13 protein-coding genes are annotated in these 17,476 nt (G+C 68.1%); 6 read left to right on the top strand and 7 right to left on the bottom strand.

What is annotated here, in order from left to right:
• Positions 1–23 precede the first annotated feature (23 nt).
• From THITH_RS07690 to THITH_RS07670, 5 genes are all read right to left on the bottom strand, one after another.
• A complete protein-coding gene (locus THITH_RS07690; RefSeq protein ID WP_006747662.1) occupies positions 24–1,187 on the bottom strand; it encodes a 3-phosphoglycerate dehydrogenase family protein in 1,164 nt (387 codons plus the stop codon).
• A gap of 13 nt (positions 1,188–1,200) precedes the next feature.
• Positions 1,201–2,283 carry a 3-phosphoserine/phosphohydroxythreonine transaminase gene (gene serC, locus THITH_RS07685; RefSeq protein WP_006747663.1) on the bottom strand — a complete coding sequence of 361 codons (1,083 nt, stop codon included), beginning with the start codon at positions 2,281–2,283 and terminating at the stop codon, positions 1,201–1,203.
• Positions 2,280–4,892, bottom strand: a complete 2,613-nt coding sequence (gyrA, locus tag THITH_RS07680) for a DNA gyrase subunit A (protein ID WP_006747664.1) — start codon at positions 4,890–4,892, stop codon at positions 2,280–2,282. The genes serC and gyrA overlap by 4 nt, the downstream gene beginning before the upstream one ends.
• A 77-nt stretch (positions 4,893–4,969) precedes the next feature.
• Positions 4,970–6,034, bottom strand: coding sequence for an S-methyl-5-thioribose-1-phosphate isomerase (gene mtnA / locus THITH_RS07675; protein WP_025367388.1), 1,065 nt, complete (start codon positions 6,032–6,034; stop codon positions 4,970–4,972).
• 54 nt (positions 6,035–6,088) lie between these two features.
• A complete protein-coding gene (locus tag THITH_RS07670; protein ID WP_006747666.1) occupies positions 6,089–8,422 on the bottom strand; it encodes a DNA internalization-related competence protein ComEC/Rec2 in 2,334 nt (777 codons plus the stop codon).
• Between the two features lie 113 nt (positions 8,423–8,535).
• On the opposite strand from THITH_RS07670, the gene THITH_RS07665 reads away from it, so the two are divergent.
• On the top strand, positions 8,536–9,156 hold the full coding sequence (locus THITH_RS07665) for a DUF2062 domain-containing protein (RefSeq protein WP_025367387.1): 621 nt from the start codon (positions 8,536–8,538) through the stop codon (positions 9,154–9,156).
• A gap of 21 nt (positions 9,157–9,177) precedes the next feature.
• Here THITH_RS07665 and THITH_RS07660 read toward each other — a convergent pair whose 3' ends face one another.
• Both THITH_RS07660 and THITH_RS07655 read right to left on the bottom strand, forming a co-directional pair.
• Positions 9,178–9,873: an ABC transporter ATP-binding protein gene (locus THITH_RS07660; RefSeq protein ID WP_006747668.1), complete on the bottom strand. Its 696-nt coding sequence runs from the start codon at positions 9,871–9,873 to the stop codon at positions 9,178–9,180.
• The gene (locus THITH_RS07655) at positions 9,866–11,116 is read right to left on the bottom strand and encodes a lipoprotein-releasing ABC transporter permease subunit (RefSeq protein WP_006747669.1); all 1,251 of its coding nucleotides are present in this window, start codon (positions 11,114–11,116) and stop codon (positions 9,866–9,868) included. Before THITH_RS07655 ends, THITH_RS07660 begins: the two co-directional genes overlap by 8 nt.
• A 152-nt stretch (positions 11,117–11,268) precedes the next feature.
• On the opposite strand from THITH_RS07655, the gene THITH_RS07650 reads away from it, so the two are divergent.
• The 5 genes from THITH_RS07650 (at position 11,269) to mfd (ending at position 17,471) form a co-directional block, all read left to right on the top strand.
• Positions 11,269–11,601 carry a hypothetical protein gene (locus THITH_RS07650; protein WP_006747670.1) on the top strand — a complete coding sequence of 111 codons (333 nt, stop codon included), beginning with the start codon at positions 11,269–11,271 and terminating at the stop codon, positions 11,599–11,601.
• 11 nt (positions 11,602–11,612) lie between these two features.
• Complete coding sequence (locus THITH_RS07645; RefSeq protein WP_006747671.1) at positions 11,613–12,647, top strand: agmatine deiminase family protein; 1,035 nt, start codon at positions 11,613–11,615, stop codon at positions 12,645–12,647.
• Positions 12,648–12,671: 24 nt separating this feature from the next.
• Positions 12,672–13,547 carry a carbon-nitrogen hydrolase gene (locus THITH_RS07640; RefSeq protein ID WP_006747672.1) on the top strand — a complete coding sequence of 292 codons (876 nt, stop codon included), beginning with the start codon at positions 12,672–12,674 and terminating at the stop codon, positions 13,545–13,547.
• A gap of 87 nt (positions 13,548–13,634) precedes the next feature.
• Positions 13,635–13,844: a YgaP family membrane protein gene (locus THITH_RS07635; protein ID WP_006747673.1), complete on the top strand. Its 210-nt coding sequence runs from the start codon at positions 13,635–13,637 to the stop codon at positions 13,842–13,844.
• Between the two features lie 156 nt (positions 13,845–14,000).
• Entirely contained in the window at positions 14,001–17,471 is a 3,471-nt protein-coding gene (gene mfd / locus THITH_RS07630) for a transcription-repair coupling factor (RefSeq protein WP_006747674.1), read from the top strand.
• The last annotated feature ends 5 nt before the right edge of the window (positions 17,472–17,476 follow it).

Raw genomic sequence — 17,476 nt, 5'->3', positions numbered from 1 at the left:
CTCGAGTTCGCCGGAACCGCTCACTAGAGGATCCGGAAGCGCAGAACCCCGTCGATGCCCGCAATCGCCTCGGCGGTGGCGGCATCGACCGCCCCTTCGACGTCGAGCAGCGTGTAGGCCAGATCGCCCCGGGACTCGTTCACCAGGTGCACGATGTTCACCCCGTTCTGCCCCAGTACATGCGAGATCTGACCGACCCGGTCCGGCAGGTTCCGGTTCACGATCGCAAGCCGCGAATCGCCCTTGCGCTCGAGACTGAGCATCGGCAGATTCACGGCATTCACCACATTGCCGTTCTCCAGGTAGTTGCGGAGCTGATCGGCGATCATCACCGCGCAGTTTTCCTCGGATTCGGCTGTGGAGGCCCCAAGGTGCGGCAGCGCGATCACGCGCGGGTGCCGGACCAGCGCGGGGGTCGGGAAATCGCTGACATAGGCATGTAAACGGTTGTCGTCCAGCGCCGCGCACAGCGCCGCGTCGTCGACCACGCCGTCGCGCGCCAGGTTGATCACGATCGCCCCGGGTTTCAGCGAACGGATGCGGGTCGCGTCCAGGATGTTGCGGGTCTGGTCGTTCAGCGGCACGTGAAAGGTGATCACGTCGGCCTGGCTGACGACCGCGTCGACGCTGCGCGCGCGCTCGACGTCGGACGCCAGGCGCCAGGCGCTCTCGACCGTGATCTTCGGGTCGTAGCCGATCACGTGCATGCCCAGCGCGCGCGCGGCGTTCGCGATCTTCACGCCGATTGCGCCAAGGCCGATCACGCCGAGCGTCCGTCCCGGGAGTTCGAATCCGACGAAGCGCTTCTTGCCATCCTCCACCCGCTTCTCGAAGTCCGGCAGATCGCTGTCGAGTCCGCGCAGGTATTCCGCTGCCGGGACCAGATTGCGCGCCGCCAGCAGCAACCCGCCGATCACCAGCTCCTTGACGGCATTGGCGTTCGCGCCCGGGGCATTGAACACCGCAACGCCGCGTTCGGACAGCAGATCGACCGGGATATTGTTCACGCCGCTGCCGGCGCGGCCGACCGCGATCACCGAGTCCGGAATCGGCGTTTCGTGCAGATTGTGCGAGCGCAGCATGAACGCATCGGGGTCCGGCAGGCTCGACGCGACCTCGTAGGTTTCCCGCGGAAACCGCTCGAGACCGCGAATGGCAATGTTGTTGAAGGTCTGGATCCGGTACATGTTCGCCACCCGCTCAGGCATGCCGCTGTTCGAAATCGGCCATGAATTCGATCAGCGCGTCCACGGCTGCCTCGGGCACCGCGTTGTAGATGCTCGCACGCATGCCACCGACCGAGCGATGGCCTTTCAGGCCGGAAAGCCCAGCATCTTCGGCCTGCTTCAGAAAGCTGCCGTCGAGTGCGTCGTCCGCCAGGATGAACGGGACATTCATCCACGACCGCGCCGAGGGCTCCACCGGATTGCGGTAGAACTCGGAGTTGTCGACGAAATGGTACAGCTTGCGCGCCTTGCGCTCGTTGATTTCGGCCATTCCGGCCAGCCCGCCCTGCTCCGTCAGCCACTCGAACACCAGTCCCGCGAGGTACCAGGCGAAGGTGGGCGGGGTGTTGTACATCGACTCGTTCTTGTCCTGCAACGCATAATCGACCACCGCCGGAACCGCGGCCGACTTGCGTTCCATCAGGTCCCTGCGCACGATCACCACCGTCAGCCCTGCGGGACCGATGTTCTTCTGGGCTCCCGCGTAGATCACCCCGTAGCGCGCGACATCGATCGGCCGCGACAGGATCGTCGACGACATGTCCGCAACCAGCGGCACGTTCCCGGTCTCGGGCACGAAATGGAACTCGACGCCACCGATCGTCTCGTTCGGCGTGTAATGCACATAGGCTGCGCCCGGATCCAATTTCCAGGCCGACGGGTCGGGGATCGACGCATAGCCATGGCTCTGGCTGCTGGCGACGATGTTCACCGGGCCGTACTTCTGGGCTTCCTTGATCGCCTTGCCCGACCAGGCCCCGGTATCCAGGTAATCCATCGCCTGCCCGCCCGACTGCAGGTTCAGCGGCACCGCCGCGAACTGCCCAGTCGCACCCCCCTGCAGAAACAGCACGACATAGTCGTCGGGCACGTTCAGCAGCCTGCGCAGATCCTGCTCCGCTTTTTCCGCAACTTCCATGAATATCTTGCCGCGATGGCTCATCTCCATCACGGACATGCCGGCACCGCGGAAATCGGCGCACTCGGCCTGGGCGCGCTGCAGCACGCTCTCCGGCAGGGCCGCGGGTCCGGCGCTGAAATTGAATACTCGACTCATTCTGCTTCTCCGTTGTCGGTCTCGGGCGGCGCTTCGGCACCGGACGCGGTATCGTCATCGGCTTCTTCGGGGTCGTCCTCTCCCTGCAGCCGCTCGACGCGCGCGAGTTCCGCGAGTTTCTCGCCCTCGCTCAGGCGGATCAGGCGCACGCCCTGCGTATTGCGCCCGATCAGTGGGATCTGCGCGACCGCTGTGCGCACCAGCGTCCCGGCATCGGTAATCAACATCACTTCCTGATCGTCGAGCACGCGCGCAGCCCCGATCAGCATTCCGTTACGCCCCGCGCACTGGATCGCGATCACCCCCTGGCCGCCGCGCCGGTGTACCGGGAACTCGTCGAATCCGGTTCGTTTCCCGTAGCCGAACTCGCTCGCGAACAGCGCCGACCCCTCGCCGACGATCAGCAGTGCGATCACCCGGTGCGTCTCGTCCATGCGCACCCCGCGCACGCCGCAGGCGGCGCGCCCCATCGCGCGCACGTCGGTTTCGGGGAATCGAACCGCCTTGCCGGCGGAGGTCACCAACATCACCTCCTGGCTGCCGTCGGTCAGCGCGACGTCGACCAGATAGTCGCCCTCGCGCAGATCGACCGCAATGATGCCGGCGGTGCGCGGACGGGAGAAATCGGTCAGCGGTGTCTTCTTGACCGTTCCGCCCGCGGTAACCATGAACACGAAGCGGTCCTCCGCGTACCCGCGCACGGGCAGGATCGCGTTGATGCGCTCGTCGGGTTCCAGCGGCAGCAGGTTCACGATCGGCTTGCCGCGGGCGACCCGGCTCCCCTGCGGCAGCTCGTAGACCTTGATCCAGTAGACCCGACCACGGCTGGAGAAACAGAGGATGGTGTCGTGCGTATTCGCGACCAGCAGGCGATCGATGAAATCCTCTTCGCGGAAGCTGGTCGCGGCCTTGCCGCGGCCGCCGCGGCGCTGCGCACGATAGGCGGTCAGCGGCTGGTACTTGACGTAGCCCGCGTGCGACAGGGTGACGACGACGTCCTCTTCCCCGATCAGGTCCGCGAGGGTCAGGTTGGCATGGGCCTCCCGGATCTCGGTGCGGCGGGCATCGCCGTACTGTTCCCGGACCGCCAGCAACTCGTTGCGGATCTCTTCCTGCAGGCGCTCGCCGGAACCGAGGATATCCAGCAGGTCGTCGATCAGTTCCAGCAACTCGCGGTATTCGTCGAGGATCTTCTCCTGCTCGAGCCCGGTCAGCCGGTGCAGGCGCAGGTCGAGGATGGCCTGTGCCTGCGCCTCGGACAGACGGTAGCCGTCCTCGCCCGGACCGAACTCGGCGGCCAGCTCTTCAGGCCGCGACGCATGCGCGCCCGCACGCTCGAGCATGGTCGTCACCATGCCCGGCGGCCAGGCGCGGCCGAGCAGACCGGCCTTGGCCTCGGCCGGGTTCGGTGCGGCCTTGATCAGCGCGATGATCTCGTCGATGTTCGCCAGCGCGACCGCCAGCCCCTCGAGGATATGCGCACGCTCCCGGGCCTTGCGCAGATCGAAGATCGTCCTGCGGGTCACGACCTCGCGGCGATGGCGCAGGAAGGCTTCCAGGATCTGGCGCAGGTCCAGCAGCCGCGGCTGGCCGTCGACCAACGCGACCATGTTGATGCCGAACACGTTCTGCAGCTGGGTGTGCATGAACAGGTGGTTCAGCACCACTTCGGGCACTTCGCCGCGACGGAGTTCGATCACGATGCGCATGCCGTCCTTGTCGGACTCGTCGCGCAGTTCGCTGATCCCCTCGATCCGGCGTTCCTTCACCAGTTCCGCGATCTTCTCGATCAGCCGGGCCTTGTTCACTTGGTAGGGCAGCTCGCTGACGATGATCGCCTCGCGCTGCCCTCCCTCGAGCGGCTCGGTATGGGTGCGGGCACGGATGTAAACACGGCCGCGACCGGTGCGGTAGGCGTCGTGGATCCCATCGACACCGTTGATGATCGCGGCAGTGGGAAAATCGGGGCCCGGAAGGTGTTCCATCAGCCCGTCGACGCTGATTTCCGGGTCGTCGATCAGTGCCACACAGGCGTCGATCACCTCGCCGAGGTTGTGCGGCGGCACGTTGGTCGCCATGCCCACCGCAATCCCCGCCGAGCCGTTGACCAGCAGGTGCGGGAACTTGCTCGGCAGCACCGACGGCTCGCGCTCGGAACCGTCGTAGTTGTCGACGAAGTCGACCGTCTCCTTGTCGATATCGGCCAGCAGTTCCTGGGCGATGCGCGCCATGCGCACTTCGGTGTAGCGCATCGCCGCGGGGGCGTCGCCATCCACCGAGCCGAAGTTGCCCTGGCCGTCGATCAGCATGTAGCGCACCGAGAACGGCTGCGCCATGCGCACGATCGCATCGTACACCGCCGAATCGCCGTGCGGGTGGTATTTGCCGATCACGTCGCCGACCACGCGCGCCGATTTCTTGTACGGCTTGTTGTACTCGTTGCCGAGTTCGCGCATCGCGTAGAGCACGCGGCGGTGTACCGGCTTCAGACCGTCGCGGACATCTGGCAGCGCCCGACCCACGATCACGCTCATCGCGTAGTCGAGGTAGGACTGCTGCATCTCGTCCTCGAGGTTGACCGGAAAGATTTCCTTGGCGAATTCAGCCATCGGCGCGCGCAGGGCTCCGGGAACGGTAAACGCGCGAGTCTACCATAGCGGGGCAAACGCGGTGCGCACGCTGCGAATCATTGCGCCGCGATCGGCTCCCGCAGAGCCGCCAGCCGGGCCCGGTCGGGCTGCTGCACCACGCCGAGCTCGGTCACGATCGCGTCGATCAGCCGCGCCGGGGTCACATCGAAGGCAGGATTCCAGCCGCGGGCCCCGGGGGGTGCGATGGCCCGGCCGCCAAGTTCCAGCACCTCGGATTCGGGACGCATCTCGATCGGGATCCCGGAACCGTCCGCGGTATCGAAGTCGATGGTGCTGACCGGAGCCGCGACCATGAAACGCACCCCGTGCTCACGGGCCAGCAGTGCGAGCCCGTAGGTGCCGATCTTATTGGCGGTATCGCCGTTCGCGGCGATCCGATCGGCGCCGACGATCACCCAGCCGACCTGCCCGGAACGCAGCAGGCTGGCGGCCGCGCCCTCGCAGAGCAGATGCACCGGAATGCCGTCGTGGAGCAATTCCCAGGCGGTCAGCCGTGCTCCCTGCAGCCAGGGCCGGGTCTCGTCGGCAAACACTTCGCGGATCCGGCCTTGAGCCCAGGCGGACCGGATCACCCCGAGCGCGGTTCCGAACCCGCCGGTCGCCAACGACCCGGTATTGCAGTGGGTAAGCACCGCGCGTCCGGGTTCGATCAGTTCGGCACCGGCGGCGCCGAGGCGCCGGTTGGCCGCGATGTCCGCCGCCAGCATGCGCTGCGCCTCGGCAAGCGTCCGGACCTCGGCCTCGTCGGCAGACGGACACGCCGCCAGCACTGCCCGCATTCGGTCCAGCGCCCAGAACAGGTTGACCGCGGTCGGCCGCGACGCTTCCAGCTGCGCGATCGCCCGCTCCACCTGCGCCCGCCAGTCCGCCGCCGCAGCACTGGCCGCCGACCGGCAGGCCAGCACCACCGCGAACGCCGCGGCAATGCCGATGGCCGGCGCGCCGCGCACGACCATGTCCCGAATCGCTGCCGCGACGTCGCCGGCGTCATCGTAGCGGTTCTCGCGCATCGCGCCCGGAAGCCGGCGCTGATCGAGCAGATAGAGGGCTCCGCCGTCGAAACGGATCGGGCGGATGGTATCGGGCAGGGTCTCGTTCATGGCCGCCATTCTACATGCCACCTGCCCCGTCCGATGGCCGGATGGCATCGCTCGTCACCAGCGCAACCCCTCGCCGGCATCGGGACAGCCTTCGGGAAGCGACTCCAGCGGCGGCACCGGCGGCTGCCAGAAGCGGGGACGTTCGGCGCGGCTGCCCGGCCCCAGACGAAGGCCGTCCGGTCCCGCCTCCAGCCAGAGCATCCCGCGTTCGGCGCTATCCAGCAGCGGCACGCAGGCCTGCCGCAGCCGCTCGGTCACGTCGGGGGCCGGGTGACCGAACCGGTTGTCGAAGCCGCGACTGACCCACGCGGCGCGCGGCGCGGCCGCTTCCAGCAAACCCCGTTCGAACACGCCACGGGCGCCATGATGAGGGACCAGCAGCAGGTCGGTCGCCAACGCTTCCGGCTCGGCGCGCACCAGCACGCTCTCGCCCAGCCCTTCCACGTCTCCGGTCAGCAGCAACCGACCCCCGCGGCCGTGCACCGAGAGCACGCAGGAAGCCGCATTGCCGTCGTCCCAGAAAGCCGGCGGGTGCAGGGTGCGAAACTGCACACCGTCCCACTCCCAGGACAGGCCCGCCTCGCAGGCCTCCTCGCCTGCGTGCAGGTCCGGGCGCCGGCTCAGGGTTTTCCCGACGGGCATCGCCGCCGCCACCGCCGCCACCCCGCCGCGATGATCCAGGTGCTCGTGACTGACCACGATCCGGTCGAGCCGGCGCAGGCCCAAACGCCGCAGCGCCGGCAGCACCACCGAATCCCCGGCGTCGAACCCCCCTTCCCAGGCCGGACCCGCGTCGTACAGCAACGCGTGGCGCCGTGTCTGCACGATCACCGCCAGCCCCTGCCCGACGTCGAGCAGTTCGGCACGAAACGCCCCGTCGTCGAGCCGCGGCGCCAGGGGCAACACCAGCGGCAACCACGCCAGCAGGATCCAGGGCGCGAGCACCCGCAGGCGGGGCAACAGCAGCAACATCACGCCGACCCCGGCCAGTACCGCCGCAAACCCCTGCACCGCCGCCTCCGACACCGCGCCCGGAACCCGCAGCAACCACTCGAGCACCTGCAGGAGCAGGAAGAGACCGGTATCCGCCCACCACAGCAGCGGCGTTCCAAGAACCGGCGAAATCAGCGCGAGCCCGGCGCCCGCAAGCAGCGCCGGCAGTACCAGCAGCCCGACCACCGGGACCGCAACCAGGTTGGCCGCCGGAGCGATCCAGGCGCCGAGTTGAAACCAGGCGAGGCTCAGCGGCAGCAGCGCCAGCGCCAGCAACACCTGCAGGCCAAACCAGCCGGACAGGCCCGGCCGGCCCACTCGCCCCTGCATCAGCAGCAGGATCACCGCCACCGCGCCGAACGAAAACCAGAACCCGGGTGCGAGCACGTTCGGCGGATGCATCGCGATGACCATCAGCAGTGCCGCACCATAGATCCGCCAGGACAGCGGATCGCGGCCGGCGACGATCGCCGCGGTAACCATCAGCAACATGACCAGCGCGCGCTGTGTCGGAATGCTGAAGCCGGCCAGCCCCGCGTACACCGACGCCGCGACGACGGCGGCCATCGCGGTGAACAGCCCCAGCGGGATCCGCGGGCGCAGCCAGGCCAGCCGTCGCCACAACACGCGCGCGATCAGCACCGCGAACCCCGCGACCAGCCCCACATGCAGGCCCGAAATCGCCATCAGGTGGTTGGTTCCGGTATGGAGGAACAGGCGCCACTCGTCGTCCTCCATGGCTCCGCGCTCGCCGATCACCAGCGCCTGCATCACTCCAGGGTGACGGGCCCCGGGGAGCGCCGCGTGCATCGCGTCCCGGACCGCCTCCCGGGCGCGGTGCAGGGCTGCGGACACCCGCGCGGTCTGCGCGCGCCCCTCGTGCGTCAATTGGCCGCGAACGGTCGCCAGGCCGTGGATGCCCTCGCGGTACAGCCAGGTTCCGTAGTCGAATCCCGAAGGGTTGTGCAGGCCCCGCGGCGGCCGAATCCGGAGCGTGACTCGAAGCCGGTCTCCGGCCCGAAGTTCGGGGGCGGCTGGAAACGTCGTGACCCGCAGCCGTTGCGCGCGGAACTCCTGCGGCCCGGCATGCACCTGGTCGATGCCCAAGACGAACCGCGAGCGTTCGCGGGAATGGTTCGGGATGCCGTGGATCTGGCCTGACACGGTCACCTCGGCACCGGCCAGATCCCCGGACAAGGCCCGGTCGAGCCACGTCTGACCATGGCTTGCGGCCAGCACGGCTCCGAGCAGCAGGCCTGCGAGCCAATGCAGACGAGACTCGAACAGCAGCGCCAGCGCAGGGACCAGCAGGAGAACCCAGGGCCAGTCGGGCAGTACGGCGAGTCGATGTACCGCGACCGCGCCGCCGAGTACCCCGAACGCCAGCGGGATCATGGTTCCATCCGGCCGGCAACGGAAATATGATCATGGACGGCGGGCCCGAGGGCCGTCCGTCGGCTTCGCGGCCGGCCGCATCCACCCCTGCGCCTGGCGGCGCCCAGCAAACGATGGCGAAGAAACTGATCAAGAAGTGGTTCCCGGCCTACGAGTCGGTCCGGGCCCACCGTGCGCTGGGGTTGCTGGGGCCACGTCTGCGCGCAGCGGATCTGTGGCATCTGAACCGGCGCTCCGTCGCGGGTGCGTTTGCCGTGGGACTGTTCGTCGCGTTCCTGCCGATACCGATGCAGATGCTGGTCGCCGCCACGATCGCGATCGTGGTGCGGGTCAACCTGCCGATATCGGTGCTGCTGGTCTGGGTGTCCAATCCCCTGACCATGCCGCCGATCTTCTATACAGCCTACACCATCGGCCGCTGGATTCTCGACGAGCCGCGGCGTTCGTTCCGGGTCGAAATGTCGCTGGAGTGGTTTACCGGGGATCTCCTGACGATCTGGAAGCCACTGCTGACCGGCAGCCTGCTGCTCGCCATGGCCGCATCGCTGACCGGCTACATCGTGATCCGGCTGCTCTGGTGGTTCAGCGTCGTCGAACGGCTGAAACTTCGGCGCGCACGGCTGCACCGGCGCCTGGTTCACAGCCAGCAGAACCCCTACGCAAGGGACCGGAGGCCTGCGGTCGATCGCGGCGTCCGCGACAACGCGCCCGGAGGAAACGGCCCACCGGGCTGATGTGCAAGCGCGCTCCGGCCGTCAGTCGCCTGCGCCCTGCAACTGCCCATCGGTCAGATGCAGCGTCCGGTCCATGCGTGCGGCCAGCGCAGGATCGTGCGTGACGAGCACCAGCGCGGTTCCGGTCTCCCGATTCATCGCCTGCAGCAGCGCGAAAACCTTCCCGGCCCGGTCTCGATCCAGGTTGCCGGTGGGCTCATCGGCGAGGATCACCGCCGGCCGGGTGACCATCGCACGGGCAATCGCGACGCGCTGGCGTTCCCCGCCCGAGAGTTCCGACGGCTTGTGCCGTTCGCGCTCGGCCAAGTCCACCTTGCCCAGCCAATCCGCGGCTTCCGCCTGCGCGCGGCGCGTGCTGAGCCCGCGGATCATCAACGGGATCGCCACGTTCTCGAGCGCGGTGAACTCCGGCAACAAATGATGGAACTGGTAGACGAACCCGAGGTGGCGGTTGCGCATCACGCCGCGCCGGGTGTCGCTCATCGCCGACCAGTCCTCGCCGTGAATCGACACCCGCCCCCCGGTCGGCAGATCCAGTCCGCCGAGCAACTGCAGCAATGTGCTTTTGCCGGAGCCCGAAGCCCCGACCACCGCGATCTGATCGCCGTGCCGGATCTGGAGATCGACCCCCTTCAATACCGGGACATCGAGACTGCCCTCGCGGAAACGCCGCTCGAGCCCCTGCGCCTCCAGCACCACCGCGCGTGGCTCACTCATAGCGCAGCGCCTCCGCCGGCCGGGTGCGGGCCGCGCGCCATGCCGGGAACAGCGTCGCCAGCAGCGTCAACACGAACGCCAGACCGCTGATCCGAATGACATCCTCCACCCGAAGTTCGCTTGGTAGATCACTGATATAATAGACATCTGCAGCCAGGAACTGGGTGCCGGTAATCCGCTCGATCAGCGGCACCACCACGTCGATGTTCAGCGCCAGGCTGACGCCGCCGATCACGCCGAGCACGATGCCGACCAGCCCGATCACGGCGCCCTGCACGATGAACACCAGCATCACACTGGACGGCTTGAGCCCCAGCGTGCGCAGGATCGCGATGTCCGATTGCTTGTCGGTCACCAGCATCACCAGCGTCGAGACGATATTGAACGCCGCCACTGCAACGATCAGCGACAGAATGATGAACATCACGACCTTCTCCATCTGGATCGCGCGGAACAGGTTCGCATGCTGCTGGGTCCAGTCGGCCACCCGGAACATCCCGTCCAGCGACCGCGCGATATCGCGGCTGACCACCCCCGCCTGCATCAGATCGTCCAGATGCAGGCGTAGCCCGGTCACGCCTTCGCCCGTCTGGAATACCGCCCGCGCATCGTCCAGGTGAATGAACGCGGTTCCGCGATCGAACTCGTACATTCCGACTTCGAACAGGCCTGCCACCTCGAAGCGGCGCATGCGCGGCAGAACCCCGGCCGGCGTGACCGCCGCCTGCGGTGCCATCAGCACGACCGGATCGCCGATCCGCACCCCCAGTTGCGCGGCCAGCTCCACCCCCAGCACGATCCGGAACTCGCCCGCCTCGAGCGCCTCGAGTTCACCGCGGATCATGTGCTCGCCGATCCGCGCCACCCGCCGTTCGAGCGCAGGGTCGATTCCCCGAATCAGACCGCCGGAAATGTTGCCGAAGGCGCTCAGCATCGCTTCGCCCGAGACATAGGGTGCGGCGGCCAACACCCGCGGATCGGCCGCCTCCACCTGCTGACGCACGGTCTCCCATTCCCGCAGGGAGCCGTCGAGCGCCTGGATGGTCGCGTGCGAGGCCATGCCCAGAATGCGTTCGCGCAATTCGCGCTCGAAGCCGTTCATCACCGACAGCACGGTGATCAGCGCGGTGACGCCCAGCACCAGACCGATCATCGAGACCACGGAGATGAAGGAAATGAAGTGGTTGCGGCGCTTTGCTCGTGTATAGCGAAGGCCGATGGCAACGGACAGGGGCTTGAACATCGGCAAATCATGCCAGAGGCCCGGCAGCACGCCTACTGGGCCCGCGGGAACCCGGGAAAAGCGCACAGCCCTTCCCACCGGCGCAGTAGGAGCGGCCCAAGTCCGACAGGCTGCTAGAATCGGGATACACCGTTGCACGAGGAAACGCACCCATGCTTCGAAGAATCCAGTGGGGTCTGCCAGCCGCCCTCTCGGCGGGTCTTCTGCTGTCAGCGCCCGCACCGGCGTTCGCGGAGTCTGTGCAGATCGAGCCCGCGACCCGCGATGCCAGCCAGCAACTCAGCCTGCCGCGGCGCGGTGAACACCGCGCGACCGTGATCTCCCGGCACGGGGAACCGTTGCGGCAACTGGGCCCCGTGGGCGCCGGCACACGCGATCGGCCGTACATCACGCGCTGGGATTACGACGGCTTCTCGGTCGTGTTCGAGGGATCTCTCGTGCTGCACAGCGTCGTGCACGAGCCGAACCGCCCGCTGGCGCCGTGACCGGATCGCCCGTGGCCCGGCGGCTTCCGGCAGAGTGGGAGCTCCAAAGCGGAGTCCAGCTGACCTGGCCGCATCCCGGCACCGACTGGGCACCGCGCCTTGCGGCCGTGGAACCGGTGTTCGCAGCGATCGGCGCGAGCATCGCGCGCCACGAGTCGCTGCTGGTCGTGTGCCAGGATGCCGACCACCGGACGCAGGTGCTGGCGCAACTCGCACACGCTGGTGCCGACCTGGACCGCGTGCAGCTGGGCATCGCGCCGGCCAACGACACCTGGGCACGCGATCACGGCCCGATCACCGTGTTGCAGGACGACGGTCCGATCCTGCTCGATTTCACCTTCAACGGCTGGGGCGGCAAGTTCGAAGCGACGCACGACAATGAACTGACGCGCAAACTCGCGGCGCAGGGACGCTTTGGGACGGTCCCGGTGGAAACGGTGGACCTGGTGCTCGAGGGCGGCAGCATCGAGTCCGACGGGGCCGGAACGGTGCTGACGACGAGCCGCTGCCTGCTCGAACCCAACCGTAATCCGGGCCTGTGGCGGGCGGACCTCGAGCGGCGACTCGGCGAACATCTGGGGGCCACCCGCGTGCTCTGGCTGGAGCACGGCGGCCTGGAAGGCGACGACACCGACGGCCACATCGATACCCTCGCGCGCTTCTGCGATCCGGAGACGATCGCATTCGTCGTGTGCGCCGACCGCAACGACCCCCATTACCGGGATCTGGCCGCGATGGCCGGCGAGCTCGAGGCACTGCGTCAGCCATCCGGCGAACCGTATCGCCTGCTGCCGCTGCCGCTGCCGGCCCCGATCGTCGAGGACGGCCATCGCTACGCAGCAACCTATGCCAACTTCCTGATCATCAACGAGGCCGTATTGGTCCCGGTCTACGACGACCCGGCCGACGACGTTGCGCTCGAAACCATCGCGGCCGCGTTTCCAGGCCGCAGTGTGGTCGGCATCGACTGCCGCGAGATCATTCGCCAGGGCGGCAGCCTGCACTGCCTGACGATGCAGTTTCCGCAGGGTATCTTGCCGGCCTGAGGCCGGCCAGGGAGCATTCCGACTATGCGCGTCGCACTGATCCAGCATCGTAACGCCCCCGACCGGGACGCGAATCTCGCCGAGACCCAAGCCCGCGTCGCCGAGGCGGCGCAACGCGGTGCCCGGCTGGTGGTGCTGGCCGAGCTGCACACCGGCCCCTACTTTTGCCAGGTCGAACACCCGGCGGAATTCGATCGCGCCGAACCCCTGCCCGGCCCCTCCACCGAGGCGCTGGCCGCGATCGCCCGCGAGCATCGGGTCGTGCTGGTGGGTTCGCTGTTCGAGCGCCGAGCCCCGGGGCTCTACCACAACACCGCCGTGGTGTTCGAGCGCGACGGGCAACTCGCCGGGCGCTACCGCAAGATGCACATCCCGGACGATCCCGGCTATTTCGAGAAGTACTATTTTGCCCCAGGGGATCTCGGCTTCGAGCCGATCGATACGTCGGCCGGGCGGCTCGGCGTACTGGTCTGCTGGGACCAGTGGTACCCCGAGGCCGCCCGGCTGATGGCGCTGGCCGGAGCCGAGCTGTTGATCTACCCGACCGCGATCGGCTGGGATCCGCACGACAGTCCGGAGGAACAGGCCCGGCAGCGGGACGCCTGGATCACCGTGCAGCGTGGCCACGCGATCGCCAACAACCTTCCGGTGCTGGCCTGCAACCGGGTCGGGTTCGAGCCGGATCCATCCGGGGCCGGCACCGGCGCCGCGTTCTGGGGATCGAGCTTCGTAACCGGCCCCCAGGGCGAGTTTCTGGCCCAGGCCGGCACCGAAATACCCGAAACGCTGCACGCCGAGATCGACCCGGGGCGAACCGAGCGGGTGCGCCGCCAATGGCCGTTCCTGCGCGACCGGCGCATCGATGCCTACGACGGGCTGTTGCGCCGGTTCCGCGACTGAATCCCGAAGTCCGTACGCCTTGAGGTAATGAACCTCGGAGCCAATCGACGATCCAACTGCTCCCGAAATCCGGAGGACCACTCGACCATGACCCTGACACCCACCGTGAACGTTGGCGGGATCGACCGCGGCCTGCGCATCGTCGTTGGCGTACTGCTGCTGTCGCTGGTGTTCACCGGGCCGGAAACTCTGTGGGGGCTGCTCGGCATCATCCCGCTGGCCACCGGTCTGTTCCGCTGGTGCCCCGCCTATGGCCTGCTGGGCATGAACACCTGCAAGACCCCAAAACGTCGCTGATCCGCGCCGCGCCGCGTGCCCGCCCCGTGCTGCTGTGCCGGGGCCCGCGCGCCGCGCCAGCCGCGCACTCCGGCCTGCACGGCGGCACCGCCCACTGCGGCCCGAAGCGCGGCCCCGGTATACTCCGCCTTTCCACCCGACCACAGTGACTGCATCATGCCCGAAGCCGCCCGCGATCCACTGAACCCGGGACGCCTGCCGTCGTCGGGGTTCGAGACCTGGGCGGACCTGGGGTTCAGTCCCTCGGTGCTCGCACTCGCGCGTGCGATCCCGGCGTTTCCGCGCCCGCTGCTGGTGGTGACCGAAAGCACCGAAGCCGCCGACCAGTGGATCGCCGAATGGCAGTTCTTCGCGTCGAGCCACGACCTCCCGATCCTGCAGCTGCCGGATTGGGAGACGCTGCCGTTCGACGTCTTTTCGCCCCACGAGGAGATCGTCTCGGAACGGCTGCGCACGCTGTACCGCCTGCCTTCGCTGAAAAGGGGCATCGTGGTGGTCCCGGTGGCCACGCTGATGCAGCGCGTGACACCGCGCCAGTGGCTGCTCGGCCAGTGCCTGGCACTCACGGCCGGACAGGATCTCGACCGCGGCCGCCTGCGCGAGTCGCTGGCCGACGCCGGCTATCAGTCGGTCCACCAGGTGCTGACCCACGGGGAGTTCGCGCTGCGCGGCGAGATCCTGGACGTGTTCCCGATGGGCGCGGAAGCGCCGGTGCGGGTCGAGTTTCTCGACGACGAAATCGATTCCTTGCGGCATTTCGACCCGGAAACGCAGCGCTCCACGGCCAAGGTCGAACGCCTGGAGATCCTGCCCAGCCACGAGTTTCCGCTGAATCCGGAAGCAATCAAGGCCTTCCGCGGGCGTTACCGGGCCCGTTTCGCCGGCGATCCGTCACGTCACGCGGTATACCGCGACGTCAGCGAAGGCATCGCCTCCGCCGGGATCGAGTCCTATCTGCCGCTGTTCTTCGACGGTCTCGATACGCTGTTCGACTATTGCCCGGATGCCGGGGTCGTGCAGTTCGGGGACATCGCCGGCGCCGCATCCCGGTTCACAGCCGAGGTGCTGTCCCGCTACGAACAGCTCGGCCATCAGGTCGAGCGGCCGCTGCTGGCCCCCGATGAACTCTACCTGGACGAGGCCGCGCTGCAGCAATCGCTGGCACACCTCCCCGGTGTGGCCACCGGCCCGGATCCGGCACCGTTGCCGGCGGGCCGCGGCCGCAGCCTGGCGTTCCGACGCGCGCCGCTCCCGGACCTCGGCATCCGCCAGGGCCGGCCGGACCCGGCGGGGCACCTGAAAGCGTTCGTCTCGGAACAGCCGCGCGTGCTGCTGACCGCCGAGTCCGCAGGCCGGCGCGAGGCGCTGGCAACGCTGCTCCGGGAACAGGAAATCGCCACCGTCGCGGTGGACGACTGGCCGGGCTTCCTGGACGCCAGTGCGCCGGTGATGCTGACCGTCGCCAGCCTGTCCGAGGGCTTCAGGCTGCCCGAGTCGATCGCGGTGGTGCCCGAATCGGCGCTGTTCGGAGAACGCGCTCAGCAATCGCGGCGGCGGGCAAAGCCGACGCGCGACGCCGACGCGGTGATCCAGAACCTCAGCGACCTGCATGTCGGAGCCCCGGTCGTGCACGAGGAGAACGGCATCGGCCGCTACCTCGGCCTGCAAACCCTGACCATCAGCGGCCAGCCGGCCGAGTTCCTCGCGCTCGAGTACGCCGACGCGGCCAAGCTCTACGTTCCGGTGTCGTCGCTGCACCTGATCAGCCGCTACACCGGGGCCGACAGCGAGCACGCACCGCTGCACCGGCTGGGCAGCGAACAGTGGACGCGCGCCCGGCGCAAGGCAGCGGAGAAGGCGCACGACGTCGCCGCCGAACTGCTCGAGATCCACGCCCGCCGGGCCGCCCGCGCCGGCACATCGTTCGAGGTCGAAACTCCCGACTACCATGCCTTCGCCGCGGCGTTTCCGTTCGAGGAGACCGCCGACCAGGCCCAGGCGATCGACGCGGTGCTCGCGGACATGGCCGCCAGCCAGCCGATGGACCGGGTCGTCTGCGGCGACGTCGGCTTCGGCAAGACCGAGGTCGCGATGCGCGCGGCCTTCGTCGCGGTGCAGAATCAGCGGCAGGTCGCGGTGCTGGTGCCGACCACGCTGCTTGCACAGCAGCATCACCAGAACTTCAGCGACCGCTTCGCCGACTGGCCCGTGCGCGTGGAGTCGCTGTCCCGCTTCCGCAGCGCGCGCGACCAGGCAGCAGTGCTCCAGGGGCTCGCGGAGGGCCGCGTCGATATCGTGATCGGCACCCACAAGCTGCTGCAGGGCGGACTCGATTTCCGCAACCTGGGTCTGATCATCGTCGACGAGGAACAGCGTTTCGGCGTGCGCCACAAGGAGGCATTGAAGAAGCTGCGCGCCGAGGTCGACATGCTCACGCTGACCGCCACACCGATTCCGCGCACGCTGAACATGGCCCTGGCTGGGCTGCGCGACCTGTCGATCATCGCCACTCCGCCGCGGGAGCGGCTCGCGATCAAGACCTTCGTGCACGAATGGAACGATGCGATCATCCAGGAGGCCTGCCTGCGCGAGATGCGCCGCGGCGGCCAGGTGTATTTTCTGCACAACGAGGTCGAGACCATCGCGCGCACCGGGGAACGGCTCCAGGAACTGCTGCCCGGGGCGCGCATCGGTATCGCCCATGGCCAGATGCGCGAGCGCGAACTCGAACAGGTGATGCTGGACTTCTACCATCGCCGCTTCAACGTGCTGGTCTGCACCACGATCATCGAGACCGGAATCGACGTCCCGACCGCGAATACGATCGTCATGAACCGCGCAGACCGGCTGGGCCTGGCGCAGATGCACCAGCTGCGCGGGCGGGTCGGCCGATCGCACCACCGGGCCTATGCCTACCTGCTGACGCCGCCGGCGAAGGCGATGACCGCCGATGCGCGCAAGCGGCTCGAGGCGATTGCGTCGCTCGAGGATCTCGGCGTGGGCTTCGCGCTGGCGAGCCACGACCTCGAGATCCGGGGCGCGGGGGAGCTGCTCGGTGCGGAGCAAAGCGGCCAGATCACCGAGGTCGGCTTCGCGCTGTACAACGACCTGCTGAACCGCGCGGTGAATGCGCTGCGCTCGGGACAGATGCCGGAGCTCGATAACGCCGGCGCCTCGGTCACCGAGGTCGAGCTTGGTCTGCCCGCACTGCTGCCCGAAGACTACGTCCCGGACGTGCATACGCGTCTGATCCTCTACAAGCGACTCGCCAGCGCCCCCGACAGCTCCGCACTGCGCGATCTCGAAATCGAACTGATCGACCGTTTCGGATTGTTGCCAGATCCCGCGCGCGCGCTGATGGCGGCGACCCGGCTGCGCCTGCAGCTCGCGTCGCTCGGGGTGCGCAAGCTCGAACTCGGTCCCGCCGGCGGGCGCCTGCTGTTCGGGCCGGATCCCGAGATCGACGTCGCGGCGCTGATCCGCCTGGTCCAGTCCGATCCCCGGGCCTATCGGCTCGACGGCCAGACGGCGTTCCGTTTCAACGCCGAGATGCCGGACCTCGAACGCCGCGTACAAGCGGTGGAACACCTGCTGAACGAGATCGCGACCGAACGCAAGGCCGCCTGAACGAG

The organism is Thioalkalivibrio paradoxus ARh 1 (assembly GCF_000227685.2).
In the GTDB taxonomy this organism is placed as follows: Bacteria; Pseudomonadota; Gammaproteobacteria; order Ectothiorhodospirales; family Ectothiorhodospiraceae; genus Thioalkalivibrio; species Thioalkalivibrio paradoxus.
The sequence above is the reverse complement of the archived record's forward strand: the minus strand, read 5'-3'. Positions and strand labels throughout refer to the sequence as shown.